Source organism: Myxococcus sp. AS-1-15, from assembly GCF_020037055.1.
GTDB classification, from domain to species: Bacteria; Myxococcota; Myxococcia; order Myxococcales; family Myxococcaceae; genus Myxococcus; species Myxococcus fulvus.
The window spans coordinates 431,802-456,920 of the sequence record NZ_JAIQDF010000007.1; the positions used below are offsets into that span (position 1 = coordinate 431,802).

Genomic DNA, 25,119 nt, shown 5'->3' on the forward strand with positions numbered 1-25,119 from the left:
TCGTTGGGGCACAAGCCAGGCGCGCGCGGAAACGTCGGCTTGCACGCGGGAGTGCCGGGCCTTATTCCCTCGCGCGCCGTGTCCACGACTGTCGCCAGCGCTCCCGCCGCGCCGCCTCGCACCTTCTCCGCGAACGACGTGGCCATCCTGTGTGTCGTCGTTGTCTGGGGCACCAACTACACGGTGGTGAAGGAGGCGCTGGGAACGATTCCGCCGCTCGCCTTCATGGCGGTGCGCTTCGCCATCGCCTCGGTGGCCATGGCCGCGCTGCTGCTCGTGGTGGAGGGCTGGAAGCCGCTGAGCCGGCCGGTGTTCCTCAAGCTCGCGGCGCTGGGGCTGGTGGGAAACACGCTGTACCAGCTGTGCTTCATCCTGGGCCTGGCGAACACCACGGCGGCGAACAGCGGGCTGCTGACGGCGGTGACGCCGGTGCTGGTGGCGGCGTTGGGCGCGGTGCTGGGCGTGGAGCGTCCAGGCCGTCCGCTGGTGATGGGCATGTCGCTGGCGGTGGTGGGGATGGTGCTGGTGGTCGCCGCGCGAGGCCCGTCGCTGGGAACGGGGACGCGACTGGGCGACGGACTCATCCTGGGGGCGTGCGCGTGCTGGGCGCTCTACACGGTGGGCATCCGCTCGGTGGGCAACGAGGTGTCGGCGCTGCGCATCACCGCCATCACCATGCTGACGGGGGCGCCGGGCGTGGTGCTCGCGGGAGTGCCGGAGGTGCTCGCGCTGGACGTCGGGAGCATCGGCTTCGGGGCGTGGGCCGGCGTGGTGTACTCGGCGCTGGTGCCGCTGGTGCTCAGCTACTTCATCTGGGGCCGTACCGTGCAGCAGGTCGGCAGCGCCCGCGCGTCGCTCTACAACACGGGCGTGCCCGTGGTGGCGGCGCTCACGGCGTGGGGCGTGCGCGGCGAGCGGCCCACGTGGCTCCAGGCCCTGGGCGCGGTGCTCATCCTCGGGGGCGTGCTGCTCAGCCGCAGGAAGTGAGCGGACGACCATCACGCCCCTCGACGCATCTCCCGTTCCCTCGGCGCGACCGAGAGAGTCCCGAGGCAGCAAGGGCGCCTGCTAGAGTGAGCCGCGGAGCCTCGGCCCCAGCCACATCGCGATACCCGTGAGTCGTTGAGCGCCCCTCCACCTCGAGGCAGCACCGCGTCCGTCCTCGGCTCGCGGCCCGCTTGAGGCCCTTCGCCTTGGTTCGCGTCGAGGATTGACAGCGCGGGGCCGGAAACCAAGCCGCGCCGGCCGTCAGCGCCCGTCCTCGCCTCGCCGTCCGCGCTCCACCGACAGGCCGTACTCCTCGATCTTCTTGTCCAGCGTGGGCCGGCTGATGCCGAGCAGCGCCGCGGCCTTCACCTTCTTGCCGCCCGCCTCACGCAGCGCCTCCGCGATGGCGTCGCGCTCGAGCCTCCCGACACGGGCCTGGAGCGTCTGCGCATCACTCGCCGCCGCGCCCTGCTGCACCTCGGGCGGCAGGTGCAGCGCGCCCACGCGAGCACCGGCGTACAGCAACCCCAGCCGCTCGCCCACGAGCTCCAGCTCCCGCACGTTGTGGGGCCAGGGGTAGTCCGTCAGCAGCCGGCGGGCATCGGGCCCCAGCGTCGGCGGCTCACGGCGCACCCGACGCGAGGCCCGCGCGAGGAACCCCTCGAGCAGCGCCATCACATCCGCGCGCCGCTCCCGCAGCGCCGGCACCTCCAGCTCGAAGCCCATCAGCGCCCGGGCCAGGGCCGCGTCCACCTCGCCCTTGGAGCCCAGCGCCGCCACCGGCGCCAACGACGTGACGAGCAGCCGCACGTCCACGGGCTCCTCGCCGCCCTGCCGCGCGGGGGCCGTCCTCCGGGCCAGCAGCCGCACCAGTCGCTCCGCCGTGGCGCGAGGCAGCGCCTCGACGTGCTGGAGCAGCAGCGAGCCCCGGTCCGCGCGCAGCAACGCGGACGCCACCGGAGGCTGTCCCGGCGCGCTGGCGCGGCCGAACAGGGCCTCCTCCACGGCGGCCTGTGGAAGACGACAGTCCACCGTCACCAGGGGCTCCAGCGCGCGCGGAGAGCGGGCATGGATGACTTGAGCCAGCAGCGTCTTGCCCGTGCCCGGCTCGCCATGCAGCACCACTGGCGCTGCGCTGTTGGCGGCCCGTCGCGCCGCATCCGCGAGCGCGCGCAGCGGCCTGGACGTGCCAAGCAGCAAGGGCACCGGCGCCTCCGCCTCCACCCGCGAGCGCACCGCCGTATACGCCTCGCCCCCCAACCGCCCCAGCGCGGCGAGCAGCTGTCCCTCTCCACCGGTGAACGACGAGTCCGCCCGCGTCGCATAGAGCACGCCGAACGGCATGCCCCCCGAGGCCACCAGCGGCGCGCACATCTCCGTCTCCGCCTGCACCAGCTCCTTGCGGTCCAGCGCCACCTGCGCGAGCGAGCGGGGCACCGCCACCGCGTCCGCGCCCGACACCGCCGCGGTGAGCAGGCCCGTGTTGCTCCCGAGCAGCGCCGCCGCCCGGTCCGCGCTGAGCGCGCGCGCCGTCTCGTCCGCCAGCCTGCGCAGCACCATGGCCTCGCTGGTGGCGCCCAGGAGCGCGGTGCCCGCCGAGTACAGCGCCGCCGCCGCGCCGACGTGAGGCAGCACCTCCTCGATGGGCACATGCCCTGGTGACGTCGGCCCGCCCTCCACCAGCGTCACCGGCGCCGGCTCGAAGACGGCCATCGTGGAGCCCACGCGGACGCGGTCTCCCGGCTGCAGCACCACCTGCCCGCTGATGCGAGCGCCGTTGACGAGTGTCCCGTTGCGCGAGTCCAGGTCCGTCAGCCGGACCTGCCCCTCGTGCACGGTGAGCTGGGCATGCTTGCGCGACACCTGGTCATCCCGCAGGGGGATTTCACAGGACGGGCTGCGGCCGATGGCCATGTCCGAGAGCACCTCGTAATGGCGCCCCGCGGACGGGCCGGTGAGCAGCAGGAGTGCGGGCATGCGGCGCGCGAGCCTAGCGCCCTGGACGACGCGGGCAAGCGGAGCCGCGTCGCACTACATCGGTCGTTCCGCGTTGAGCAGGGCCCGGATCTCGGACTCGTCCAGGGCCCGGCCCTCGCGGCTGAGCGCCAGCGCGTTGACCTGGGTCTCTTCGACCTCCACGTGGGCGCCCTTGCGCCACTCCGTGGTGTGCACCGCGCCATCCACCAGCTTGCCCACGAGGCTGCCGTCGTCCCGGGCCATCAGCTCCAGCCACAGGTTCTCCACCACCTTGTTCCCATCCGGGTGGGTGTCGAACGGCGCCCGCACGAGGAAGGTGAGCGGCTCCATCAGCCCCCGGCGCTGGAAGCGCGCCAGGAACGCCGGCAGCAGCGCCTGGGCCTCGCGGCGCATGGACTCCGTCTGCTCCTCCGGCTCCTGCGAGAAGCGCTCCCGGTAGGGTGCCAACAGCTGGGACGTGTTGTGCCGCCCCAGGGGTGACACCACCGTGAGGAACAGCCCCTCATGCCCCTCGAAGGTCTCCAGCGGCACGCCGAGCAGGTTCGCCCGGGCCTCCTCCGACGGCACCACCATGAAAGCCTGGCCCTCGCTGGTGCCCACCTGCGAGCGCAAGGCCGGCCCCTGCCCGAAGGCCAGGTCCGTGCACAGCTCGTGCAGGAAGCTCTCCGCCGGCAGCAGGTCCTGCTCCGCCAGGTGGAAGATCTCCAAATCCCTCGCCCCGAACTTCTCCATCCCGTGCGAGTGCACCCACAGCGGGGTGTCACCCTCGGTCACCTCCACCGCGTGCAGGTGGACGTGGTCCCGGATGTCGAAGTCCAGCTCGGTGATCTCCACCACGTCCTCGGGCTCGTGCAGCTTGTAGGCCGCCAGGTCCACCAGGACGCCGGGCACGTGCTCCAGCAGCGTGCGCACCGCCCAGAGCGCCTCGAACACCGGCAGCGTGGGCTGCGCCCCACCGGGCTCCAGGGACAGGTGGTAGTACGCGCGCGCCTTGCCCAGCCTGGCGAAGGCCTCCGGACTGCCGCTGTAGGCCGCCTTGTTGAACTTCGGCAGCTCCTGGGGGCCCACGGTCAGCCGGACCCGCACCTCCGAGCTGTCCGCCCGGAGCACGAACCCCTGCGCATCCTCGTCCGGGGTGAACTCCACCTCATCGGTCGCGAACGAGGCCCGCAGGGCATCCAACGGCACGGGCCCTTCCTGCTCGGTCGCCAGGAGGTAGACCTCCATCACAGGTGCTTCTCGATTTGCTGAAAGAGGTCCACGCGGTCCACCAGGTTGGTCAGGTAGTCGAGCTTGTCGGTGGCCAGCACCAGCACTGGAGACAACCGGTAGGCACCGAACCATTCCTCATACAGGGCATTGAGGCGCTGGAGGTAGCGGGTGGGGATGTCCTTCTCCATGGACCTGCCGCGCAGGCGGATGCGCGCCTTGAGCGTCGGGACCGGGCAGCGCAGGTAGATCATCAAGTCGGGGGGCCGCAGCGACTCGGAGATGGTCTCGTACAGCTCGCAGTACGTCTTCCAGTCCCGCTTGTCGATGAGCCGCTGGCGGTGGAGGTTCTTCGCGAAGATCTCCGCGTCCTCGTAGAGGGTGCGGTCCTGCAACACGGTACCGGAGGTGCGCTCCAACTCCCGGTGGAGGCGGAACTTGTGCGTGAGGAAGAAGAGCTGTGAGCGGAACGCCCACGTCTTCATGTCCTTGTAGAAGTCCGCGAGATAGGGGTTCTGGTCATTGGGCTCGAAGGACGGAGTCAGCCCGTACTTCCGGCACAAGAAGGACGTGAGCTCCGTCTTCCCGGCGCCGATGTTGCCCGCGATGGCGATGAACTTTTTCCTGGCCAAGCCACCCCTGCTTGTAACCCCGGCGAGCGGAGCACACCAGCAACAAGGTACGGAAGGCTCGTGGTAGAAGAAGTGCATGCCCCCGCCCTCACCGTCCCGCCACGTCCCGGGAGCCGCCACCACCCAGGGTGCGGCCGCCCGTCTGGACGTTCGGGACAGGACATCTCGCGGCGGGACTGCCCTCGGGTCCAGGCCTCTGCCTGGGCGTCGAGCCGGCCCCGAGGAGGGGGCCGAGGGATGCGCAAGCTTTTCTGCATGTTGACCGCTGGAGTCTGGACGCTCGTCTGCTTTCCCCTGACCCTCGTCGCGATGCTCGTCACGCTGCGCTCCTCGAGCGCGCTGTGGGTCGTCCGCGAGCTGTGGTCCCCGGTGCTCCTGTGGGCCGGTGGCGCGAGGCTGGAGGTCTCCGGCCAGGAGAACGTGGACCCCAAGCGCCCCACCATCTACGTGGGCAACCACCAGTCCACCATCGACATCCCGGCCCACTTCATGGCGGTGCCGGTGCCCTTCCGCTTCGTGGCCAAGGATCAGCTCAAGTGGGTGCCGCTCATCGGCTGGTACCTGGCGCTGGGCGGCCACGTCTTCATCAACCGCTCCAACCGCGCCAAGGCCATCAGCTCCCTGGAGGCGGCCGCGGCGAAGATTCGCGGCGGCACCAGCATCTTCCTGTACCCGGAGGGCACCCGCTCCTCGGATGGCCGCGTGCTGCCCTTCAAGAAGGGCCCCTTCGCGCTCGCGCTCAAGGCCCGCGTCCCCATCTGCCCCGTCACCATCGAGGGCTCCGGGGACCTCATGCCCAAGGACAGCTGGAACATCACCCCCGGCCCCATCCGCGTGAGGGTGGGCAAGCCCATCGACACCACGGGCTTCGCGGAGAATGATCGCGAGGGCCTGGCCCGGGCCGTGCGCGAGGCCATCATCGCGGACAACCTGGCGATGGGCGGCAAGGGCGGCGACCGCGAGGACGCCATCGCCTCCGCCGGCCACGAGGGCGTCGGCTCCGCCCACGCCTCCCTCATTCCCTGAGACACGCTCCGTGACGATGACTCCCGCCTTCCGCTTCCGCCCCTGGGCTCGCGCCGCCGTGCTGGGTCTGGGACTGCTCGCCGCTGGCTGCGGCCACACCTCCGCCACGAAGACGGGCGCCGAGGCCCCCACCGACGAGCGCTCCCGCGCGCGGGCCTACCTGGAGGAGAACCAGCCCCAGAAGGCCCTCGGGATTCTCGCGGACCTGCATGCCCGCTCCCCCGAGGACCTGGATGTCGCGCGCACGTTGACGGAAGCCCAGGTGAAGGCGGGCCGCGCGGACGCGTGGATCCAGGAGCTGCAGGGGCGCATCGCCACGGGTGAGCGCGCCGTGGACCAGTACATGCTGGGCCTGGCCCTGTTCTCCCGCGCGAGGGACGCCGGCGCCCCCGCCGTGGCCGCCTTCGAGCGCGCCATCGCCCTCGCCCCGGACACGGCCGAGTACCACTACCGCCTGGGCGTCGCCCGCCTCGAGTCCGAGCAGTACCCCGCCGCCGTGGAGCCGCTGCGCCGCGCGGCCCTGCTCGCGCCGGAGCGCACCGCGTGGCGCCTGCCGCTGGCCAAGGCGCTGCATCGCACCGGGGACTCCCCGGGCGCGGTGGAGGCGCTCGGCGTCGTGGTGCGAGGCCGCCCCTCGGCCGCGGACGTGGCCACGGCGCGCGCGCTGATGGAGCAGATCAGCGACCCCTTCGGAGGCATCCCCAAGGCCGCCGAGGCCAAGCTGGAAGAGGGCCTGCGCTACCTCAACGACCTGGACGCCCCGCAGCACGCCATCCTCGCCTTCGAGGAGGTGCTGCACGACTACCCGGACCTGGCGGTGCTCCACTCGCTGCTGGGCCTGGCCTATCAGCGCCTGGACGACGCGGGCCGCGCGGTGGACGAGTTCAAGCAGGCCATCGAGCGCGCCCCGCGCGACGGGAAGAACCACCTGTACCTGGGCGAGCTCTACGCGGCCCGCCAGCGCCCCGACGCGGCGCGCGGCTCGTTCGAGAAGGCCGTCGCGCTGCACCCTCTCCTGGACGCGGCGTGGTTCCGCCTGGGAGACCTGCACCTGGAGCGGCGGGATTTGCCCGCGGCGCGCGAGGCGTTCACCGTCGCGGTGTCGCTCACGCCCGACTCCCTCCCCGCGCGCGGCAAGCTCGCCCTCGTGTACCAGCTCGAGGGGGACTACCCCGCCGCCGAGCGCGAGCTGCGCCACGTGGTCGAAAAGGACCCGGAGAACGTCGAGTTCACGCTGCGATTGGGGCTGCTCTTCACCGAGCAGACGCTGAAGTCCACGCGCCCGCAGGTGCGCAAGGCGGCGGCCGAGGAGGCGGAGCGCTGGCTCTCCAAGGTGCTGGAAGCGCAGCCGGAGAACGCGATGGCTTCGCGCGCGCTGCAAAGCCTCAAGGGCCAGTAGCCACCGACGGGCCCGGCCCTCTACACTTCGAGTTCCGATGAGCGAAGGTCGCAAGTCTCCGAGCACGGCCGCCCCCACGGGCTCCCAGCCGCGCACTCCGACGAATCCGGGCATGCCGCGCACGCCGACGAGCCCCGGCATGCGTGTGATGTCCGCCGCGCGCACCGCGCCGCTGGAGAAGTCGAAGCAGGATGGGCCGTTGGGCAAGCGGCTCGCGGGCGAGGCCTCCAATCAGGCCCTCAACGCGCTCTCCGTCCTCAAGGAGTTCGCGGCGGACTTCAGCAACCGCGACAGGTTCTTCAAGTACAAGGCCTCCATCGTCGCCGGGTGGCTGGTGATGACGGCGGCGAGCTTCGCCATCGCCTGCCCTGGCAGCTCCGTGCAGACGGGTGACATGGACGCGCGCCTGGTGCTCAGCGACAAGCTGGACCGCCCGTCCATCACCATCTGGAACGAGAGCAAGGAGGAGTGGAAGGACGTCACCCTCATCGTCAACGGCCAGTACCGCGCGGCGGTGGCGTCCGTGGGCGCGGGGGAGTTCATGACAATCACCCCCAAGCAGCTCATGGGCACCAGCGGCGCGGCCCCCGCGGACCTGCGCTTCGAGACGCTGGAGATGCGCAGCCACGACGACAGCGCGAACCTCACCGAGGACCTGCGCAACGAGTGGAAGCGCCTGCTGAGCCCCAAGAAGTAGCCCCGCAAAAGCGAAGGGCGCCCTCCCCAGCGGGAAGAGCGCCCTCGCGTTGCCACCGGCCCCTCCTCGCGAAGGGGCGCGGCTGGCGGCCGTTACTCGGCCTTGGTCTCCTCGGTGGACGCAGGAGCCTCGGCGGCGGGCGCGGCCTTCTTCTCGGGCCGATCCACCAGCTCCAGCAGGGCCATCTCCGCGGCGTCACCCCGGCGGAAGCCGAGACGAACGATGCGGGTGTAGCCGCCGGGGCGGTTGGCGTAACGGTCCTTGTACTCGCTGAAGACCTTCTTCAGCACGTCACGGTCCTTCACGGTCCGGGCCGCCAGGCGCACGTTGGAGAGCCCACCACGCTTACCCAGCGTGATGATGCGCTCCGCCAGCTTCCGGGCCTCCTTGGCCTTGGGAAGCGTGGTGCGGATGGCCTGGTGCTCGAGCAGCGAGGTGACCATGTTGTTCAGCATCGCGAGCCGGTGGCTCGTGGTGCGGTGCAGCTTCCTCTGTCCTACCCTGTGACGCATCGTCGTGCTCCGGGCCCCCGTGGGGACCCACCACTCCGGCCGTATCAGGTACCGGGTGGGAAGGGTGGACCCGACACGAGGCCCACCACTGCTCGTCGAACCCGGAGGACTTCACCGGGCTCCTTCCCGCCGCGCGCCGCCTGCCGCCATGTCGCGGGCGCGCGGGGAAAGTACCACGTACCGCGAAAGACCTAGGCCTTGGGCGCCGCGGGAGCCGGGGCCTGCTTCGGCGGCCAGTTCTCCAGCTTCATGCCCAGCGACAGGCCCATCTCCGCCAGGATCTCCTTGATCTCCTTGAGCGACTTGCGGCCGAAGTTCTTCGTCTTGAGCATCTCGGCCTCGGTGCGCTGCACCAGGTCGCCGATGGTCTTGATGTTCGCCTGCTGCAGGCAGTTGGCCGAGCGAACCGACAGCTCCAGCTCGTCCACCGAGCGGAACAGGTTCTCGTTGAGCTTCGCCTCCTCCTTCGGCGCCTCGGCGATGACCGGCTCCTCGGTCTCATCGAAGTTCACGAAGACGGTCAGCTGCTCCTTGATGATCTTCGCCGCGTACGCCACCGCGTCCTGCGGCGACACCGAGCCGTCCGTCCAGACCTCGAGCGACAGCTTGTCGAAGTCGGTGACCTGACCGACGCGGGCGTTGGTGACCTGGTAGTTCACCTTGCGCGTGGGCGAGAACAGCGAGTCGATGGGGATGGTGCCGATGGGCGAGCCCGCCACCTTGTTCGAGTTGGCCGGCACGTAGCCACGGCCCCGGCGGCACGTCAGCTCCATGCGGAGCTTGCCACCCTCGGAGATGGTGCAGATGTGGTGGCCCGGGTTGAGGATCTCCACGTCGGCGTCGGCGATGATGTCACCCGCCTTGACCTCCTTGGGGCCCTCCGCCTCGATGCGCAGCGTCTTCGTCTCGTTCGTGTGCATCCGAAGGAGGACTTCCTTCAGGTTCAGCACGACGTCCGTGACGTCCTCCGACACCTCGGGGATGGTGGTGAACTCGTGGTCCACGCCCTCGATCTTCACGGACGTGATCGCCGCGCCCTGCAGCGACGACAGGAGCACCCGGCGCAGCGAGTTGCCCAGCGTCGTGCCAAAGCCGCGCTCGAGCGGCTCCGCGACGAACTTGCCGTAGGTGGGCGTCAGGCTGTCCTGGTCCACTTCCATCCGGCGCGGCTTGATGAGGTCACGCCAGTTCTTCGCAACGAACGTATCTGCCATGGTGTACGGCTCCTGAAGACGTGCGCCACCACCGACTTACCCACCAGCACGGCGGGAGGATGGACACGTAGGGGACTGCGATAAAGCACGACGCCCCGGCCTCGTCGGCCAGGGCGCTGGGTTCCACTTCCAGGCGCCAGATTGCGCCTGGCGTGGACGATTACTTCGAGTACAGCTCGACGATGAGCTGCTCCTGGATGGGCATGGTCAGGTCCTCGCGGTTGGGGACCGTGCGAACCGTGCCCTTGAACGCCTTCTTGTCCAGGTCGATCCACTGCGGAACGCCACGGCGGTCCACCGTCTCCAGCGCCTCGGAGATGCGGAGCACCTTGCGGCTCTTCTCCACCACCTCGACGGCCGTGCCCGGCTTGATGGAGAACGAGGGGATGTTGACCTTACGGCCGTTCACCTGGAAGTGACCGTGACGCACCAGCTGGCGCGCCTCGTTGCGCGTGTCCGCGAAGCCCATGCGGAACACCACGTTGTCCAGGCGGAGCTCCAGCTGCTGCAGGAGGTTCTCACCCGTCTTGCCCTTGGCGGCGGACGCGCGGTGGTAGTAGCCGCGGAACTGGTTCTCCAGCAGGCCGTACATGCGCTTGACCTTCTGCTTCTCGCGCAGCTGCACGCCGTAACCAGAGAACTTCACGCGGCCCTGGCCGTGCTGACCGGGGGGATACGGGCGGCGCTCGATGGCACACTTGTCCGTGTAGCAGCGGTCGCCCTTCAGGTACATCTTGAGGTTTTCGCGCCGGCAGATACGGCAAGCGCTCGCGGTATAACGGGCCATGGTCTTGTCCTTGGAGATGATCTGGAGCCGCCCCGGCGCGCGTGAGCACGCGGGGCGACCCGGACGAAGGGTTTAGACGCGACGACGCTTGGGCTGACGGCACCCGTTGTGCGGGATGGGCGTCACGTCGCGGATGAGGTTGATCTTCAGGCCAGCGGCGGCCAGCGCGCGCAGCGCCGACTCACGACCCGCGCCCGGCCCCTTCACGAACACGGACACGTTCTTCAGACCGTGCTCCATCGCCTTCGCGGCGGCGTCGCCGGCGGCCACCTGGGCGGCGAACGGGGTGGACTTGCGGCTTCCCTTGAAGCCACGCGCCCCGGCCGAGGACCAGGAGATCACGTTCCCGGACACGTCCGTGATCGTGATGATGGTGTTGTTGAACGTGGACTGGATGTGGACCACGCCGTTGAGGATGCTCTTCTTGCCCTTGCGCTTGGACTTCTTCGCGGCCGGGGCCTCGCCCTCGGCACCCGTGGGCGCCGCAGCCGAAGTATTGGTCTCGTCAGCCATGTGAGTTGCTGCTCCTGAGAGGTGATCGACGCCAGCGCCTCATGGCGCCGGCGCTGCGGTTTACCGAGCCGGAGCCGCCGGCTTCGCCCGGACGATGCCACGCTTCGGACCCTTGCGGGTGCGCGCGTTGGTGTGGGTGCGCTGGCCGCGGACGGGCAGACCCTTGCGGTGACGCAGGCCCCGGTAGCAGCCCAGGTCCATCAGGCGCTTGATGTTCATCGTCACTTCACGCCGGAGGTCACCCTCGACCTTGTAGCTGGCCTCGATGATCTCGCGGATCTTTCGAGCCTGGTCCTCGGTGAGGTCCTTGGTCCGGGTGGTGGGGTCGATACCCGCCGCCGCGATGATGTCTTGCGCGGACTTGTTGCCGATCCCGTAGATGTACTGGAGCGAGATCACGGCGCGCTTGTTGGGCGGCAGGTCGATGCCGGCGATACGAGCCATCTTCGGTCTTCCTTCTGGAGTGGAGTTGGTCTGAAGCCAACAGCCTTGCGGCTATCGGCCCTGGCGCTGCTTGTGCCGGGGGTTGGAGGCGCAAATCACGCGCACGATACCCTTGCGGCGGACAACCTTGCACTTGTCGCAGATCTTCTTGACGGACGCCCGAACCTTCATGGAGCGAACTTCCTTCCTTCGAACAGAGAAAAGCCAGCGGGCCACCCACCCCTACATCGGCGGGCCGCCCTTTTCGTTACTTCGCCCGGTACGTGATCCGTCCACGCGTCAGGTCGTACGGAGACAGCTCGACCTTCACCTTGTCACCGGGAAGGATTCGGATGAAGTGCATCCTCATCTTGCCCGAGATGTGCGCGAGCACCCTGTGGCCGTTGTCCAGCTCCACACGGAACATCGCGTTGGGGAGGGGCTCCATCACCGTCCCCTCAACTTCGATGGAATCATCCTTCGGCAAGCGTCAAACCTCTTCCCGGACCACGAACCTCTTGGAAGCGCGGCGGAGTAGCACTTTGGTCCGCAAGTGGCAAGCGTCCCGCGCAGCAAAACTCGGATTCCTACCAACCCACCGTAACAAGGACCTATTTCACCCGCAGTCCCGGCCGTCCTCAACGCCCTCGGGTGAGCACCTCGGGCCCCCCATCCGTGATGAGGATGGTGTGCTCGAAGTGGGCGGACAACTTCCGGTCCGCCGTCACCGCCGTCCAGTCGTCTTCCAGGATCTCGATGTCCGAGGTCCCGGCGTTCACCATCGGCTCCACCGCGAGCACCATGCCCGCGCGCAGCTTCATCCCCGCCCCTGCCTGCCCGTAGTTGGGCACGTGTGGGTGCTCGTGGAGCTTGCGGCCAATCCCGTGGCCCGTGAAATCCCGGACCACGGAGAACCCCCGCGCCTCCACGTGCCGCTGGACGGCATGGCCAATGTCCCCCCCAGCCGGTTGCCCGGCTTCATGGCCTGGATGGCCTTCTGGAGCGATTCCCGGGTGGTCTCCACCAGGGACCGCGCCTCCGGGGACACCTTCCCCACCGGCACCGTCCGCGCCGAGTCCCCGAACCACCCCCGGTACGACACCCCGAAGTCGAGCTTCATCAGGTCGCCTTCGACCAGCTTCCGCTTCCGGCTGGGGATGCCGTGCACCACCTCGTCATTGATGGAGGCGCAGAGCACACACGGGAAGCCGAGGTAGCCCTTGAAGGCCGGCCTGGCGCCCCGCTCCGCGGTCATCTTCTCCGCGAGCGCGTCCAGCTCCCAGGTGGTGATGCCCGGCGCCACGGCCTGCTCGAGCGCATCCAGGACGTCGGCCACGATGCGGCCGGCCTCGCGCATGAGCGCAATCTCCTCCCGGGATTTGATCTCCACCTGGCTCATCGGAGTCCCGCGCCAACCTCACCTGCACGGGACACGGGTGGCCAGCGACTCGAGGCACCGCAAGCCCCCGAGCTCCGCTCGCCAGCCCGTCCGTCCATCAGGCCTTGCTCCGACCCGCGGCGGCCTTGATCTCCTCGTAGATGCCCTCCGGAGAGCCCACGCCGTCCACGCTCTTGAGCACGCCCTTCTTCTCGTAGAAGTTCTTCAGGGGCTTGGTCTCGGCGTCGTACTTCTGGAGGCGCTTCTCGATGACCTCCGGCATGTCGTCCGGCCGCTGCACCAGGCCCTCGCCACACTTGTCGCAGAAGCCCGTGCGCTTCGGCGGGCTCGTCTCCACGTGGTAGACGCTGCCGTCCTTCGGACACACGCGCCGTCCCGAGCCACGCTTCACCAGCGTCTCGTGCGGCACCTCGAGCGACACGACGGCGTCGAGCTTCTTGCCCAGCCGCTCCAGCATCCTGTCCAGCGCGTCCGCCTGGCCCGGAGTGCGAGGGAAACCGTCCAGGACGAAGCCCTGAGCGACATCCGCCTCCTTCAGGCGCTCCTCGACGATTCCAATCACGACCTCGTCCGGCACGTACTGGCCCGCCGCCATCAGCGGCCCCGCGACCTTCCCCAGCTCCGTCTTCTCCGCCACAGCCTTGCGGAGGATGTCACCGGTGGAGATCTGCGGGATGTGGAAGTCGGCGAAGAGCTTCTTCGCCTGGGTACCCTTCCCCGCGTTCGGCGGTCCCAACAGGATCAGGTTCATGTGCTCCTCTCAGCTCCCAAGGAAGGCACGGAAGTCGTCAGCCACGAAACTTTCACGCGCCCCCCATGTGCACCACCGAATAACTCGAATGACTGCGCCCCGGAACGACGAGGCGCCCCTCCCCACGACGAGGAGAGGCGCCCGTGACGTTGTCGCCGTGACTCAGGCCGCCACGCGCACCCGGCCGCGGATGCGGGGGCCGCGCGGACCCGCGAAGCCCTCGTAGTTGCGGCTGATGAGGTGACCCTCGATCTGCTGCACCGTGTCCAGGGCCACGCCCACGACGATCAACAGCGCCGTGCCGCCGAACGTGAAGCGCACGTTGAGCAGACCGCTGATGACCGACGGAATCACGCAGATGACCGCCAGGTAGATGGCGCCGCCGAACGTGAGCCGGTTCAGCACCCGCTCGATGAACTCCGCCGTCTGCCGGCCCGGGCGGATGCCCGGGATGTAGCCGCCCTGCTTCTTGATGTTGTCCGCCACGTCATCCGGACGGAAGGTCAGCGCCGTGTAGAAGTAGGCGAAGAAGATGACCATCAGCACGAAGAGCCCGTTGTAGATCCACAGGTTGCCTTCGATGGCCCGCTGCACGTCCTGGAGGAACGGGAACCACGTGCCCAGCGTCGCCGGGAACGACAGCACCGCGCCCGCGAAGATGGGCGGGATGACGCCGGCCGTGTTGACCTTCATCGGGAAGTACGTGGCCTGGCCCGCGAACATCCGCCGCCCCGCCATGCGCTTGGCGTACTGGATGGGGATGCGGCGCATGCCGCGCTCCACGTAGACCACCACCGCGATGATGAGGAGCATGAACACCAGCAGCGCCAGGACCTCGGCGACCGCGATGACCTCCTGCCGCGTCAGGTCCAGCAGCGTGCTGGCGCCGGGGAGCACACCCGCCACGATGCCCGCGAAGATGATGAGCGAGATGCCGTTGCCGATGCCGCGCTCGGTGATGCGCTCACCCAGCCACATGATGAAGGCCGTGCCCGCCGTCAGGCTGACCACCGTCATGAAGGTGAACCAGACGCTGTCGTCCGGCACCACCACCTGGTTGAAGCCGCTCTGCCCCGCGTCCGAGCGCCCCAGCGACGCCAGCCAGCGGGAGATGCCGATGCCCTGGATGACGGAGAGGACGATGGTGCCGTAGCGCGTGTACTGGTTGATCTTCTGCCGGCCCGCCGCCCCCTCCTTCTGCAGGCGCTCCAGGCTGGGGATGACCACCGCCAGGAGCTGCATGATGATGGAGGCGCTGACGTAGGGCATGATGCCCAATCCGAAGATGGACATCTGTTCCAGCGCGCCGCCGGAGAAGAGGTTGAACAGCGAGACCAGACCGCCCGATTGCTTCTGGGCGTCCATGAAGGCGTTCATCGCGGCCCGGTCCACGCCGGGCGTGTTGATGAAGATGCCGATGCGGTAGACGGCCAGCAGGGCTAGCGTGTACGCGAGCCGGCTGCGCAGCTCCGCGATGCGGAAGACGTTGGCGAAGGCATTGAGAGCCACGGGGTAGCCATCCTCTTCGTGAGGGTTCTGCCAGGACGACAAAACGCCCCTGTTCCACGGATGGGAAAGGGGCGCAGAAGCCTACACAAGCGAAATGACGCGCACCACCGACAAGTGATGCGCGTCGGACATGCTCAGGCCTTCGGCTGCCGAGGGGCCTTGACGCCCTTGCCAGCGTGCGCCTTGGCGGCCGCCTCGGGCTTGTGGGCCATCAGGGGAAGGACGTCCACCGCGCCACCCGCCTTCTCGACCGCCGACTTGGCGGTCTCGGAGGCCTTGTGCACCCGGATGGTCACCTTCTTCGTCAGCGCGCCCCGACCCAGCAGCTTCACGCCGTCGTAGCGGCCCTTCACCAGACCCGCCTTCTTCAGCGAGGCCTCATCCACCGTGGAACCGGCGTCGAAGTGGGTGTCCACATCCGACAGGTTCACCACCGCGTACACCGTGCGGTTGGGGGAGTTGAAGCCGAACTTCGGCAGGCGGCGCTGCAGGGGGCTCTGGCCACCCTCGAAGCCTTCGAACCGCATGTTACCGGTGCGGGCCTTCTGGCCCTTGCCACCGCGGCCGGCCGTCTTGCCCAGGCCGGAACCCTGACCGCGGCCCACGCGCTTCTTGCGGTGCCACGAGCGCGAGGGGCGCTTCAAACCGTGCAGAGTGCTCATTGTCTTAGGTCCTCTCGTGCTCAGGCCTTGGCCTGGTAGGCGCGCGCGCGGTCCCGCAGGGCGATCTTGCGCGGCTTGCGGCGCTTGGGCGCCGGCGCCTCGGTGGACACCGTCTCCGAGGAGACCAGGTGCTTCACCTTGAACACCATCCCGCGGATGGCCGGCGTGTCCTTCAGCAGGCGCTCATCACCGAACTTCTTCAGACCCAGGCCACGGATGGTGGCCAGCATGTCCTCGGAAGCGCCCGCGTAGCTCTTCGTCAGCTTCACCTTGAGCGCCATGACTAGCCCCTCTGCTCCCCGGCGAGCTTCGCCGACTCGACGTCCTTGCCGCGGAGGCGCGACACCTGCGCCGCGCTGCGCAGCAGCTTCAGACCCGCGACCGTGGCCTTCAGCACGTTGTGCGGATTCCGCGAACCCTGGCTCTTCGTCAGGATGTTGCGGATGCCCGCCGCCTCCAGCACCGCGCGCACCGCGCCACCCGCGATGACGCCCGTACCTTCGCTGGCCGGCTTCAGCAGCACCCAGCCGGCGCCGAAGTGCCCGAGCACCTCGTGCGGAATCGTGTGACCCATCAGCGGAACGCGGAACAGGTTCTTCTTCGCGTTCTCGCCACCCTTGCGGATGGCCTCGGGAACCTCGTTGGCCTTGCCCAGGCCGACGCCCACGTGTCCGGCGCCGTCACCCACCACCACGAGGGCGGCGAACGAGAACCGCCGGCCGCCCTTCACCACCTTGGCGACGCGGTTGATGTTCACCACGCGGTCGGTGAGGTCCAGATCGTTCGGATTGATCGGAGTTGCCACTTGGAAATCCTTTCGAAAGCTAGAACTTCAGCCCGGCCTCGCGCGCGGCGTCAGCCACGGCGGCGATGCGCCCGTGATAGGGGAAGCCGTTGCGGTCGAACACCACCGCCTCGACGTTGGCAGCCTTGCACCGCTGCGCGATGAGGGCACCCACCCGCTTCGCGTCCGCCTTCTTGTCGCCTTCGTCCTGGCCCTTCAGCTCCTTGGACAGCGACGAGGCGTACGCGAGGGTCTTGCCCGTGGTGTCGTCCACCACCTGCGCGTAGATGTGCTTGAGGCTCTTGTAGACGGTAAGCCGCGGCCGCTCGGTGGTACCCGAGAGCTTCTTGCGGATGCGGTTCTTCCTCTTGATACGGGGATCGATCTTCGTCGGCATGGCTGCTTCCTTGTCCTTCCGGCGGCGATGCGGTCTTCCGCCGCCGGATGATGCCGCCAGACCCCATGGGCCCGGCGGGATTGGGAACACTCAGGACAGACGGAACGATTACGTCGTTCCGGTCTTGCCCTCCTTACGGCGGATGCGCTCCTCGGAGTACTTGATGCCCTTGCCCTTGTACGGCTCGGGCGGGCGCAGCGAGCGGATGTTCACCGCCGTCGCGCCGAGCACTTCCTTGTCCGCCGAACGCAGCGTCAGCCCCACGGTAGGGAGGCTGTCCTCGGTGCGGGCCGTCTTGTCCACTTCCGCCGTCACGCCCTCGGGGAGGTCGAAGACGACGGGGTGGGAGTAGCCCAGCGCGAAGTGGATGGCCTTGCCCTTCACCTCGGCGCGGAAACCGACGCCGCGGATGTCCAGCTTCTTCTCGAAGCCCGTGGACACGCCCTTCGCGGCGTTGGCGAGGATGGTGCGCGTCAGGCCGTGCAGGCTGCGCGCCTCGCGCGAATCATCCGCGCGCTGCACGGTCACCTGACCGTCCTTGATCTCCACCTTGACCTTGCCGGGCAGCTTCACGGACAGCTTGCCCTTGGGGCCCTCGAAGTTCACCTGCTGGCCGGCGACGACGGCCTTCGTCTTGTCGCCGAGCTTGATCGCCAGTTTTCCAATCCGACTCATGGTTGCCTCGGTCCTGTATGCCCGGGGCGCGCACTCTCACGAGGCGCGGCCACCAGGCCGCTGGCTAGTAGACGGTGCAGAGCAGCTCGCCGCCCGCCTTCTGCTTGCGGGCCTCGGAGTCCACCAGGATGCCGCGGGACGTGGAGAGGATGGAGATACCCATGCCTCCCAGCACCTGCGGGATGTCGTTCACGCCGACGTAGCGGCGCAGGCCCGGCTTGGACACGCGGCGGATGCCGGTGATGGCGGGAGCGCGGTCCGGCCCGTACTTGAGCTGAACGCTGATCTCGCTCTGGGGCGAGCCGTCCTGCGTGTGGACGACGTACTCCCCGATGTAGCCCTCGTCCTTGAGGACCTTGATGACCTCGAGCTTGAGCTTCGAGTGGGGAATGACGACCTTGTCGTGACGCGCGCGCGACGCATTGCGCAGGCGGGTCAGCATGTCGCCAACGGGATCATTGACCGGCATGGGCTACCTTCCGAACGAGCACCCTGTCCGGGTGCTTCGTGTTCGCGTTCGTCGCGCCTGCCGGGCCCATCCCGGGGGTTCGCGCCGAGCGCAACTACCTGGGTTGAAACTGCTCGTGGACACGCTCCTTCCGAAGCGCGTCCAGGGCGCCAACGGGACCGTCAAGGCCCCTTTGGCACCCTGCCCTACCGACTCACCAGGACGACTTGGTCACGCCGGTGATCTCACCGCGCAGCGCACGGTTGCGCAGGCAGATGCGGCACATCTTGAACTTGCGCAGGAACGCGCGCGGCCGGCCGCACAGCGGGCAGCGGTTGTACTGGCGCACGGCGAACTTCGGCTTGCGCTTCGCCTGGGCAATCTTGGAGAGCTTGGCCATTGTCTTTGAGGTCCTTGGCTCGAGGGCTTACTGGCGGAAGGGCATGCCGAAGTGACGCATCAGCGCCAACCCCTGCTCGTCGTTCCGGGCAGTGGTGACGAAGCTGATGTTGAGCCCCTTCACCTTCTCGATCTGGTCGTAGTTGATTTCGGGGAAGATGATCTGCTCGCGCACGCCGAGCGTGTAGTTGCCCTTCCCGTCGAAGGCCTTCGGGGACACGCCCTTGAAGTCACGCACGCGCGGCAGCGCCACCGTGATGAGGCGGTCCATGAACTCGTACATGCGGGCGCCACGCAGGGTGACGGCGGCACCGATGGCCTGGCCCTGGCGCAGCTTGAAGTTCGCGATGCTCTTGCGGGCGCGCGTCACGATGGGCTTCTGACCCGTGATCGCCGCGAGCTGGTCCACCGCGGACTCCAGGATCTTGTTGTTGGCGAGCGCCTCGCCCAGACCCATGTTGACGACGATCTTCTGGAGACGCGGAACCTCCATCGGGTTCTTGAGGCCCAGCTCCTTCATCAGGGCGGGCACCCCTTCCTTGCGGAAGCGCTCCTTCATGCGGGCCGGCTTGCTCTCGAGGCCTTCCTCGATGTTCGCCGCGAAGCCAACCTTCTTGGCCTCTTCCTTCTTGCCCCGCTTCGCCTTCTTTTCCTTCTGGTCCGGCTTCTTCTCGTCAGCCATCGTCGTATCCTCTGCTTCGGGCGCCGTCGTGACCCAGCGCGTCCGATCAGTCCTTCACCTGGAAACTGAAAACACCGCGAGGGCCCCGTGGACTACCCAGGCCCTCGTTGCCTGCACGCCCCCCTACCCGCCTACCAGGGCGGACAGAAGGGCGCGCATACATGCCCCAACAGGGACTCCTAGTCAATCAGCGCGTCGCAGTTCTTGCAGAACCGCTGGCGCTTCTCACCGTCCGTCTTGATGCCCACGCGGGTCGGCTTGTCGCACTTCACGCAAACGACCTGGACATTCGCCAGGGCGATGGTGCCGGGCTTCTCGACAATGCCACCCTCGGGGTTCTGCGGCGTCTTCTTCAGGTGCCGCTTGACCAGGCGCAGGCCCTCCACAGTCACCCGGCCGGCCTCCTGGTCGATCTTCAGCACCTTGCCGCGCTTCGTCGCAGGGGTCTTCTCGGAGGCCTCGGCCCCGGCCATGACCTGGACCGTGTCTCCCACCTTCATCTTCTGCATGGCTTCCTCGTCTCTCTGGCTGCTCGCCGTCCGGCCTGGTGGGTCCTCTTCAGAGGACTTCGGGCGCCAGCGAGATGATCTTCATGAACTTGCGGGCGCGGAGCTCACGGGCGACCGGCCCGAAGATACGCGTACCAATGGGCTCCATGTCCTTGTTGATGAGGACCGCGGAGTTGCCGTCGAACTTGATGAAGCTGCCGTCGGGACGACCCACCTCGCGCTTGGTGCGGACGATGACGGCCTTGGCCACGTCACCCTTCTTCACCTTCGAGTTGGGCAGCGCCTCGCGGATCGACACGACGATGACGTCGCCGATGGACGCGTACTTGCGCTTCGAACCGCCGAGCACCTTGATGCAGAACACCTTCTTCGCGCCCGAGTTGTCCGCCACGTCGAGCACGCTCGTCATCTGAATCATCTGGGAATCTCCTATCGCCGGTGTCTCCACCGCGCAGCCTCTCGGCCGCGCATGTGGAGGTGCGTGCTAGACGTTCTTGCTCTTCTCCAGCACCTCGACCACGCGCCAACGCTTGTCCTTCGAAGCGGGCTTGGTCTCGGCGATCCGGACCCGGTCACCCTCGTTGATGGTGACCTTCTTCGGGTAGTCGTGGTCCTCCACGTGGGCCTTGTACTTCTCGCGCAGGCTCATGATCTTCCCGTACTTCGGGTGGGGAGCGCGGCGCTGGACGGTGACCACCACCGTCTTCTGCATCTTGTTGGAGGTGACGATTCCCACGCGCGTCTTGGGACGGCCGCGGGTGGAGGTCTCTGCCTTGGGCGCTTCGGTCGTCTCAGCCATCTTCTCTCTCACTGTCTCTCATGCACCCGGGCGCTCTCACGTCCCGGATGGCCTTGCGCACCCGACCTGTGGCGAGCGCGCTTGGAGGATTCGCGGGTGAAGGCGTTACGCCTTCGCCGCCTTCTTCTTCTCGGTCAGCACGGCCAGGACACGGGCCAGGTCACGCCGGTGCCCGGTCCGCTCCGCCGGGTTGTCCAGCGAACCGGTCCGCCGCTTGAGCTGGTCCTGGAACAGCGTCTCACGCAGTTCCGTCGCCCGCCGCTGCAGGTCGTCCGCCGACAGCTCCCTCAGTTCCTTCGCAGTCGCCATTGCAATCTCCACATGCGTGCGGGAGCCACCCAGAGGACGGCTCCCGCCGCGGTGCCTAGAGGCTCAGGTCCGCGCGCTTCACGATCTTCGTGAGCACGGGCAGCTTCGCCTGCGCCAGCTTCAGCGCCCCGGTGGCCACCTCGGTCGTCATGCCCTCCATCTCGTAGAGGATGCGGCCGGGCTTCACCACCGCGACGTAGTACTCCACGCCACCCTTACCGGTACCCATTCGGGTCTCGGCGGGCTTCTTGGTGATGGGCTTGTCCGGGAAGATTCGGATCCAGATCTTGCCGCCGCGCTTCACGTGGCGGGTCATCGCGATACGGGCCGCCTCGATCTGCCGGGAGGTGATCCAGCCCGGCTGAAGGCTCATCAGACCGAACTCGCCGTAGGTCAGGTCGCTGCCACGGTGAGCGGCGCCCGGCATGCGGCCCTTGTGCATCTTGCGGTACTTCGTACGTGCAGGCTGAAGCATCGTCGCTGTCCTTCCCTACCCTGCCCCGGGCGCCTCCTCGCGGAGACACCCGGCGCGGGAGGGCAATTACCGGTTGGAGGGCATGGGGGCCTGGCCGCCCTTGCCCGGGAGAACCTCGCCCTTGCAGACCCAGACCTTGCAGCCGATCTTGCCGTAGGTCGTCTTGGCCTCGGCGAAGCCGTAGTCGATGTCCGCGCGGAGGGTGTGCAGGGGCACGCGGCCCTCGCGGTACCACTCGTAGCGAGCCATCTCGGCGCCACCCAGGCGACCCGAGCAGGCCACGCGGATGCCCTTCGCCCCGAACTTCATGGCCGTCTGCAGCGCCTTCTTCATGGCGCGGCGGAAGGCGATGCGGCGCTCGAGCTGCGTGGCGATGTTCTCCGCCACCAGCTGCGCGTCGGTCTCCGCCTTGCGGACCTCGACGATGTTGAGGAAGACCTCGTTCTTCGTGAACTGCTGGAGGTCCTTCTTCACCGTCTCGATGCCCGCGCCGCGCTTGCCGATGACGATGCCCGGACGCGCGGTGTGGACGTTGACCTTCACCTTGTTGGCGGCGCGCTCGATCTCCACCTTGGACACGCCCGCGTGGTTCAGCGACTTCTTCACGAACTCGCGGATGCGGATGTCTTCATGGAGCCACTGCGCGTAGTTCTTGTGCTCGAACCACTTGGAGTCCCAGGTCTTGATGACGCCAAGCCGGAACCCGATCGGATGAACTTTCTGTCCCAACGTGAATCTCCTTGAACGTCCGGGCAGGGCCCGACGGGTCCTACTTCTTGGCCTCGGCCAGCACCACGTGGACGTGGGCGGTCTTCTTCTTGATGGGGGTGGCCCGGCCCATGGCGCGCGGCATGAACCGGCGCTGGGTGGGACCCTGGTCCACCGAGATGGTCTTGACGTAGAGCGTGTCCACGTCGACCTGTCCCTTGGACTTGTCGGTCGCGTTGGCCACGGCGCTCTTGATGAGCTTCTCCACCGGCAGGGCCGCGGCGCGCGGGGTGAACTTCAGGATGTTGAGGGCCGCCTCAACGGGCTTGCCCCGGACGAGCGCCGCAACGGTGGACAGCTTGCGGGGGCTCATGCGCAGGAAACGCAGATGTGCAGTCGACTCCATGGTCATCTCCTCAGGCTCTCAGGCAATGCGCCAGGCTACTTGCCCGGGGCCTTGGCGACCTTCTTCTCCGCCGAGTGACCGCCGAACGTACGCGTCGGGGCGAACTCGCCGAGCTTGTGGCCCACCATGTTCTCCGTGACGAACACCGGGATGAACTTCTTCCCGTTGTGCACCGCGAAGGTGTGACCCACGAACTCCGGCAGAATGGTGGAGCGGCGGGACCACGTCTTCACGACAGTCTTCTTGTTCGTCTTGATCATGTCCTCGATCTTCTTGACGAGGAAGTCGTCGACGAACGGACCCTTCTTGATCGAACGAGCCATGGCTTGCGAATCCTCTTACTGGCTGCGCGCGCCCTGGCGGCGGCCGCTCACGATGAACTTGTCAGTACGCTTGTTGGTGCGCGTGGTGAGACCCTTGGTCTTCTTGCCCCACGGCGACACCGGGTGCGGGTTACCCTGACCGGACTTACCCTCACCACCACCGTGCGGGTGGTCCACGGGGTTCATCGCGAGACCACGAACCGTCGGGCGGATGCCCAGCCACCGGCTCTTACCCGCCTTGCCGACGCGGATGATCTCGTGCTCGATGTTGCCCACCTGGCCCACGGTGGCGCGGCACTCGATGAGGACCATGCGGACGGTCCCGGAAGGCATGCGCACCTGCGCGTAGCGGCCCTCCTTCGCCATCAGCTGTCCGGACGTGCCGGCGGAGCGGATGACCTGGGCGCCACGGCCCGGCTTCAGCTCCACGTTGTGGATGACGGTACCCACCGGGATGTTCTGCAGCGGCAGGGAGTTGCCCGGACGGATGTCCGCGTTCTCGCCGGCGAACACCGTGTCGCCCACATTCAGGCCCACGGGGGCCAGGATGTAGCGCTTCTCACCGTCCGCGTACGTCAGCAGGGCGATGTTGGCGGTGCGGTTCGGGTCGTACTCCACCGCGGTGACCTTGGCCGGCACGCCGTCCTTGTCACGACGCTTGAAGTCGATGACGCGGTAGCGGCGCTTGTGACCACCACCCTGGTGACGGCGGGTGATGTGGCCGTGAACGTTGCGGCCACCCGAGCGCTTCAGCGGCTCGGTCAGCTTCTTCTCGGGCGCGTCCTTGGTGATGTCCGCGAAATCGGACACCGTCATCAGACGGCGGGCGGCGCTTGTCGGCTTGTACTTCTTGATGCCCATGGTGTGTTCCTCAGGCTGACCTCAACGCCGTAGCGTCAGGCCGCCCCTCCCTCGAAGAGTTCGATCGAGTCGCCTTCCTTGAGGGTGACGACCGCCTTCTTGAAGTTGGGCCGCTTGCCGATGCTCCGACCCACGCGCTTGATCTTGCCGCGGACGATGTTGGTGTTCACGTCCTCGACGGTGACCTTGAACAGCGTCGACACCGCGTTGGCCACGTCGTGCTTGGTGGCCTTGAGGTCAACGATGAACGAGTACTGACGCAGCTTCTCGCGGGCCTTGTCCAGCTTCTCCGTGATGAGCGGGCCCTTGATGACGTCGTGGATCTTCATGACAGCGCCCCCTCGAGGGTCTTCGCGGCCGCGGAGGTCAGGACCAGGTGCGAGTGCTTCAGCACCATCTCGAGGTTGACACCCTCGGGAGGAAGCACGTCGAACTTGGCCAGGTTCCGCACGCTGCGGTGCAGGTTGGTGTTGCCCTTCTCGTCCACCACCAGGGCGTTCTGCAGCTTCAGGCGCTTGGTCAGCACCTCGAAGGCCTGCTTGCTCTTGGGGGCGTCCAGGGAGAACCCGCTCAGGATGATGAGCGTCTTCTCCTTGGCGCGCAGGGACAGCGCGGACTTGAGCGCACCGCGGCGCACCTTGCGGGGCGGGCGGTAGAAGTAGTCGCGAGCCTTGGGAGCCATCGCCTTGCCGCCGCCCACCCAGTGGGAAGCGCGGATGGAACCCTGGCGGGCGCGGCCGGTGCCCTTCTGCTTCCAGGGCTTCTTGCCGCCGCCGCTGACCAGCGAGGTGTTCTTCACCCCCACCGTGCCGCGGCGCCGGTTGATCTGCTGCATCTTCGCGACCTCGTAAAAGAGGTGCGTGTTCGGCTCAGCGCCGAAGATGTCGTCGGAGAGCTCGATCTCCGACACCTTCTTCAAATCCAGGTCGACAACGTCAAACTTCGCCATGGCACTTTCCTCGCGGGGGTCGGAGTGAAACCACTCAGACGCCCACCCGCTTCCTAGGACTTGATCTCGACGTCAACGCCGGCCGACAGATCCAGCTTCATGAGCGCATCCAGCGTCTGCTGCGTAGGCTCGAGAATGTCGAGCAGGCGCTTGTGGGTGCGGATCTCGAACTGCTCGCGGCTCTTCTTGTCCACGTGCGGGGAACGCAGCACGGTGAACTTGTTGATGCGCGTAGGAAGGGGGATCGGACCGGCCACCTTCGCGCCAGTGCGCTTAGCCGTCTCGACGATCTCACCCGCGCTCTGGTCCAGGAGCTTCGAGTCGTATGCCTTCAGCCGGATGCGGATCTTCTGTGTCGCCATTCGCAAGAACCTCTTAGAACGAACTTTGTGCCAACGCCCCGGAAGGCGCTACGACCGACGTCCCCTGGTTGTCACAGAGCCGTTTCTTCAGAACGAAGGGGCGCGGTGATTACCATCCCGCCCCAGTGTATGCAACTGGATTTCCTCCGGCTCCCTGGAAATTCCCCGGAAGGGAGCTCCGGGGAGCCGGGAGGAGGTCTGCTACTCGATCACTTCCGCCACGACGCCGGCGCCCACCGTGCGGCCACCCTCGCGAACGGCGAAGCGCAGCTCCTTCTCCATCGCGACAGGGGTGATCAGCTCCACCTCGATCGCGATGTTGTCGCCCGGCATCAC

The 25,119-nt window shown here is 67.7% G+C and carries 36 protein-coding genes and 2 pseudogenes; 4 read left to right on the plus strand and 34 right to left on the minus strand.

Features of this window, described 5'->3' with window-relative positions:
* Positions 1 to 78: 78 nt before the first annotated feature.
* Positions 79 to 987: a DMT family transporter gene (locus K8625_RS21425; protein WP_223747262.1), complete on the plus strand. Its 909-nt coding sequence runs from the start codon at positions 79 to 81 to the stop codon at positions 985 to 987.
* 261 nt (positions 988 to 1,248) lie between these two features.
* On the opposite strand, the gene K8625_RS21430 is transcribed toward K8625_RS21425, so the two are convergent.
* From K8625_RS21430 to K8625_RS21440, 3 genes are read right to left on the minus strand one after another with little or no spacing between them, the layout of a single operon-like run.
* Positions 1,249 to 2,964, minus strand: coding sequence for an FHA domain-containing protein (locus K8625_RS21430; protein ID WP_223747261.1), 1,716 nt, complete (start codon positions 2,962 to 2,964; stop codon positions 1,249 to 1,251).
* Positions 2,965 to 3,018: 54 nt separating this feature from the next.
* A complete protein-coding gene (locus K8625_RS21435) occupies positions 3,019 to 4,191 on the minus strand; it encodes a DUF2314 domain-containing protein (RefSeq protein WP_223747260.1) in 1,173 nt (390 codons plus the stop codon).
* On the minus strand, positions 4,191 to 4,805 hold the full coding sequence (locus tag K8625_RS21440; protein ID WP_046714277.1) for a deoxynucleoside kinase: 615 nt from the start codon (positions 4,803 to 4,805) through the stop codon (positions 4,191 to 4,193). Before K8625_RS21440 ends, K8625_RS21435 begins: the two co-directional genes overlap by 1 nt.
* 237 nt (positions 4,806 to 5,042) lie before the next feature.
* Here K8625_RS21440 and K8625_RS21445 point away from each other — a divergent pair, with 237 nt between their 5' ends.
* From K8625_RS21445 to K8625_RS21455, 3 genes are read left to right on the plus strand one after another with little or no spacing between them, the layout of a single operon-like run.
* Positions 5,043 to 5,831, plus strand: coding sequence for a 1-acyl-sn-glycerol-3-phosphate acyltransferase (locus tag K8625_RS21445; protein WP_223747259.1), 789 nt, complete (start codon positions 5,043 to 5,045; stop codon positions 5,829 to 5,831).
* Between the two features lie 16 nt (positions 5,832 to 5,847).
* On the plus strand, positions 5,848 to 7,230 hold the full coding sequence (locus K8625_RS21450; RefSeq protein WP_223747476.1) for a lipopolysaccharide assembly protein LapB: 1,383 nt from the start codon (positions 5,848 to 5,850) through the stop codon (positions 7,228 to 7,230).
* Between the two features lie 37 nt (positions 7,231 to 7,267).
* Complete coding sequence (locus K8625_RS21455; RefSeq protein WP_223747258.1) at positions 7,268 to 7,927, plus strand: hypothetical protein; 660 nt, start codon at positions 7,268 to 7,270, stop codon at positions 7,925 to 7,927.
* 92 nt (positions 7,928 to 8,019) lie between these two features.
* Here K8625_RS21455 and rplQ read toward each other — a convergent pair whose 3' ends face one another.
* The 31 genes and pseudogenes from rplQ to tuf all read right to left on the minus strand — a co-directional run.
* Positions 8,020 to 8,439 carry a 50S ribosomal protein L17 gene (gene rplQ, locus K8625_RS21460; protein ID WP_046714281.1) on the minus strand — a complete coding sequence of 140 codons (420 nt, stop codon included), beginning with the start codon at positions 8,437 to 8,439 and terminating at the stop codon, positions 8,020 to 8,022.
* A gap of 191 nt (positions 8,440 to 8,630) precedes the next feature.
* Positions 8,631 to 9,653 carry a DNA-directed RNA polymerase subunit alpha gene (locus tag K8625_RS21465; RefSeq protein ID WP_141327447.1) on the minus strand — a complete coding sequence of 341 codons (1,023 nt, stop codon included), beginning with the start codon at positions 9,651 to 9,653 and terminating at the stop codon, positions 8,631 to 8,633.
* 160 nt (positions 9,654 to 9,813) lie between these two features.
* Positions 9,814 to 10,440: a 30S ribosomal protein S4 gene (gene rpsD, locus K8625_RS21470; RefSeq protein ID WP_015350163.1), complete on the minus strand. Its 627-nt coding sequence runs from the start codon at positions 10,438 to 10,440 to the stop codon at positions 9,814 to 9,816.
* Positions 10,441 to 10,512: 72 nt separating this feature from the next.
* Entirely contained in the window at positions 10,513 to 10,953 is a 441-nt protein-coding gene (gene rpsK, locus K8625_RS21475) for a 30S ribosomal protein S11 (protein WP_141327448.1), read from the minus strand.
* Between the two features lie 60 nt (positions 10,954 to 11,013).
* On the minus strand, positions 11,014 to 11,397 hold the full coding sequence (gene rpsM, locus K8625_RS21480) for a 30S ribosomal protein S13 (RefSeq protein WP_141327449.1): 384 nt from the start codon (positions 11,395 to 11,397) through the stop codon (positions 11,014 to 11,016).
* 51 nt (positions 11,398 to 11,448) lie between these two features.
* The gene (gene rpmJ, locus K8625_RS21485; RefSeq protein WP_074951669.1) at positions 11,449 to 11,568 is read right to left on the minus strand and encodes a 50S ribosomal protein L36; all 120 of its coding nucleotides are present in this window, start codon (positions 11,566 to 11,568) and stop codon (positions 11,449 to 11,451) included.
* A gap of 76 nt (positions 11,569 to 11,644) precedes the next feature.
* Positions 11,645 to 11,863: a translation initiation factor IF-1 gene (gene infA / locus K8625_RS21490; RefSeq protein ID WP_046714285.1), complete on the minus strand. Its 219-nt coding sequence runs from the start codon at positions 11,861 to 11,863 to the stop codon at positions 11,645 to 11,647.
* A 151-nt stretch (positions 11,864 to 12,014) separates the two neighbouring features.
* Positions 12,015 to 12,775, minus strand: a pseudogene (gene map / locus K8625_RS21495) (type I methionyl aminopeptidase).
* A gap of 97 nt (positions 12,776 to 12,872) precedes the next feature.
* On the minus strand, positions 12,873 to 13,526 hold the full coding sequence (locus tag K8625_RS21500) for an adenylate kinase (RefSeq protein ID WP_074951662.1): 654 nt from the start codon (positions 13,524 to 13,526) through the stop codon (positions 12,873 to 12,875).
* Positions 13,527 to 13,688: 162 nt separating this feature from the next.
* Positions 13,689 to 15,035, minus strand: a complete 1,347-nt coding sequence (gene secY, locus K8625_RS21505) for a preprotein translocase subunit SecY (RefSeq protein WP_046718097.1) — start codon at positions 15,033 to 15,035, stop codon at positions 13,689 to 13,691.
* A 134-nt stretch (positions 15,036 to 15,169) separates the two neighbouring features.
* Entirely contained in the window at positions 15,170 to 15,697 is a 528-nt protein-coding gene (gene rplO, locus K8625_RS21510; protein WP_046714288.1) for a 50S ribosomal protein L15, read from the minus strand.
* A gap of 20 nt (positions 15,698 to 15,717) precedes the next feature.
* On the minus strand, positions 15,718 to 15,978 hold the full coding sequence (gene rpmD, locus K8625_RS21515) for a 50S ribosomal protein L30 (RefSeq protein ID WP_223747256.1): 261 nt from the start codon (positions 15,976 to 15,978) through the stop codon (positions 15,718 to 15,720).
* Positions 15,979 to 15,980: 2 nt separating this feature from the next.
* Positions 15,981 to 16,502 (minus strand): 30S ribosomal protein S5, encoded by a 522-nt coding sequence (gene rpsE, locus K8625_RS21520; protein WP_046714290.1) that lies wholly within the window; start codon positions 16,500 to 16,502, stop codon positions 15,981 to 15,983.
* A gap of 19 nt (positions 16,503 to 16,521) precedes the next feature.
* Positions 16,522 to 16,878: a 50S ribosomal protein L18 gene (gene rplR, locus K8625_RS21525; protein WP_046714291.1), complete on the minus strand. Its 357-nt coding sequence runs from the start codon at positions 16,876 to 16,878 to the stop codon at positions 16,522 to 16,524.
* 108 nt (positions 16,879 to 16,986) lie between these two features.
* The gene (gene rplF / locus K8625_RS21530; protein ID WP_223747255.1) at positions 16,987 to 17,553 is read right to left on the minus strand and encodes a 50S ribosomal protein L6; all 567 of its coding nucleotides are present in this window, start codon (positions 17,551 to 17,553) and stop codon (positions 16,987 to 16,989) included.
* A gap of 64 nt (positions 17,554 to 17,617) precedes the next feature.
* A complete protein-coding gene (gene rpsH / locus K8625_RS21535) occupies positions 17,618 to 18,022 on the minus strand; it encodes a 30S ribosomal protein S8 (protein ID WP_223747254.1) in 405 nt (134 codons plus the stop codon).
* Between the two features lie 193 nt (positions 18,023 to 18,215).
* Positions 18,216 to 18,401 carry a type Z 30S ribosomal protein S14 gene (locus K8625_RS21540; protein WP_015350175.1) on the minus strand — a complete coding sequence of 62 codons (186 nt, stop codon included), beginning with the start codon at positions 18,399 to 18,401 and terminating at the stop codon, positions 18,216 to 18,218.
* A 27-nt stretch (positions 18,402 to 18,428) separates the two neighbouring features.
* A complete protein-coding gene (gene rplE / locus K8625_RS21545) occupies positions 18,429 to 18,959 on the minus strand; it encodes a 50S ribosomal protein L5 (protein WP_174816817.1) in 531 nt (176 codons plus the stop codon).
* A 302-nt stretch (positions 18,960 to 19,261) separates the two neighbouring features.
* Positions 19,262 to 19,591, minus strand: a complete 330-nt coding sequence (gene rplX, locus K8625_RS21550; protein ID WP_141327454.1) for a 50S ribosomal protein L24 — start codon at positions 19,589 to 19,591, stop codon at positions 19,262 to 19,264.
* A gap of 49 nt (positions 19,592 to 19,640) precedes the next feature.
* Entirely contained in the window at positions 19,641 to 20,009 is a 369-nt protein-coding gene (gene rplN, locus K8625_RS21555; protein WP_046714296.1) for a 50S ribosomal protein L14, read from the minus strand.
* Between the two features lie 66 nt (positions 20,010 to 20,075).
* Positions 20,076 to 20,402, minus strand: coding sequence for a 30S ribosomal protein S17 (rpsQ, locus tag K8625_RS21560; protein WP_194869291.1), 327 nt, complete (start codon positions 20,400 to 20,402; stop codon positions 20,076 to 20,078).
* 93 nt (positions 20,403 to 20,495) lie between these two features.
* The gene (gene rpmC, locus K8625_RS21565; RefSeq protein ID WP_174816815.1) at positions 20,496 to 20,711 is read right to left on the minus strand and encodes a 50S ribosomal protein L29; all 216 of its coding nucleotides are present in this window, start codon (positions 20,709 to 20,711) and stop codon (positions 20,496 to 20,498) included.
* Positions 20,712 to 20,754: 43 nt separating this feature from the next.
* On the minus strand, positions 20,755 to 21,174 hold the full coding sequence (gene rplP, locus K8625_RS21570) for a 50S ribosomal protein L16 (RefSeq protein ID WP_046714299.1): 420 nt from the start codon (positions 21,172 to 21,174) through the stop codon (positions 20,755 to 20,757).
* Between the two features lie 66 nt (positions 21,175 to 21,240).
* A complete protein-coding gene (gene rpsC / locus K8625_RS21575) occupies positions 21,241 to 21,903 on the minus strand; it encodes a 30S ribosomal protein S3 (protein WP_002633602.1) in 663 nt (220 codons plus the stop codon).
* A gap of 40 nt (positions 21,904 to 21,943) precedes the next feature.
* The gene (gene rplV / locus K8625_RS21580) at positions 21,944 to 22,288 is read right to left on the minus strand and encodes a 50S ribosomal protein L22 (protein ID WP_141327456.1); all 345 of its coding nucleotides are present in this window, start codon (positions 22,286 to 22,288) and stop codon (positions 21,944 to 21,946) included.
* Between the two features lie 35 nt (positions 22,289 to 22,323).
* Entirely contained in the window at positions 22,324 to 22,611 is a 288-nt protein-coding gene (gene rpsS, locus K8625_RS21585; RefSeq protein ID WP_046714300.1) for a 30S ribosomal protein S19, read from the minus strand.
* 15 nt (positions 22,612 to 22,626) lie between these two features.
* The gene (gene rplB / locus K8625_RS21590; protein ID WP_046714301.1) at positions 22,627 to 23,472 is read right to left on the minus strand and encodes a 50S ribosomal protein L2; all 846 of its coding nucleotides are present in this window, start codon (positions 23,470 to 23,472) and stop codon (positions 22,627 to 22,629) included.
* A gap of 35 nt (positions 23,473 to 23,507) precedes the next feature.
* The gene (locus K8625_RS21595; RefSeq protein ID WP_141327458.1) at positions 23,508 to 23,801 is read right to left on the minus strand and encodes a 50S ribosomal protein L23; all 294 of its coding nucleotides are present in this window, start codon (positions 23,799 to 23,801) and stop codon (positions 23,508 to 23,510) included.
* Complete coding sequence (gene rplD, locus K8625_RS21600; protein WP_046714303.1) at positions 23,798 to 24,421, minus strand: 50S ribosomal protein L4; 624 nt, start codon at positions 24,419 to 24,421, stop codon at positions 23,798 to 23,800. The genes K8625_RS21595 and rplD overlap by 4 nt, the downstream gene beginning before the upstream one ends.
* Before the next feature lie 53 nt (positions 24,422 to 24,474).
* Positions 24,475 to 24,783, minus strand: a complete 309-nt coding sequence (rpsJ, locus tag K8625_RS21605) for a 30S ribosomal protein S10 (protein ID WP_002633608.1) — start codon at positions 24,781 to 24,783, stop codon at positions 24,475 to 24,477.
* Positions 24,784 to 24,984: 201 nt separating this feature from the next.
* A pseudogene (gene tuf / locus K8625_RS21610) lies at positions 24,985 to 25,119 on the minus strand (elongation factor Tu); the annotation flags it as partial.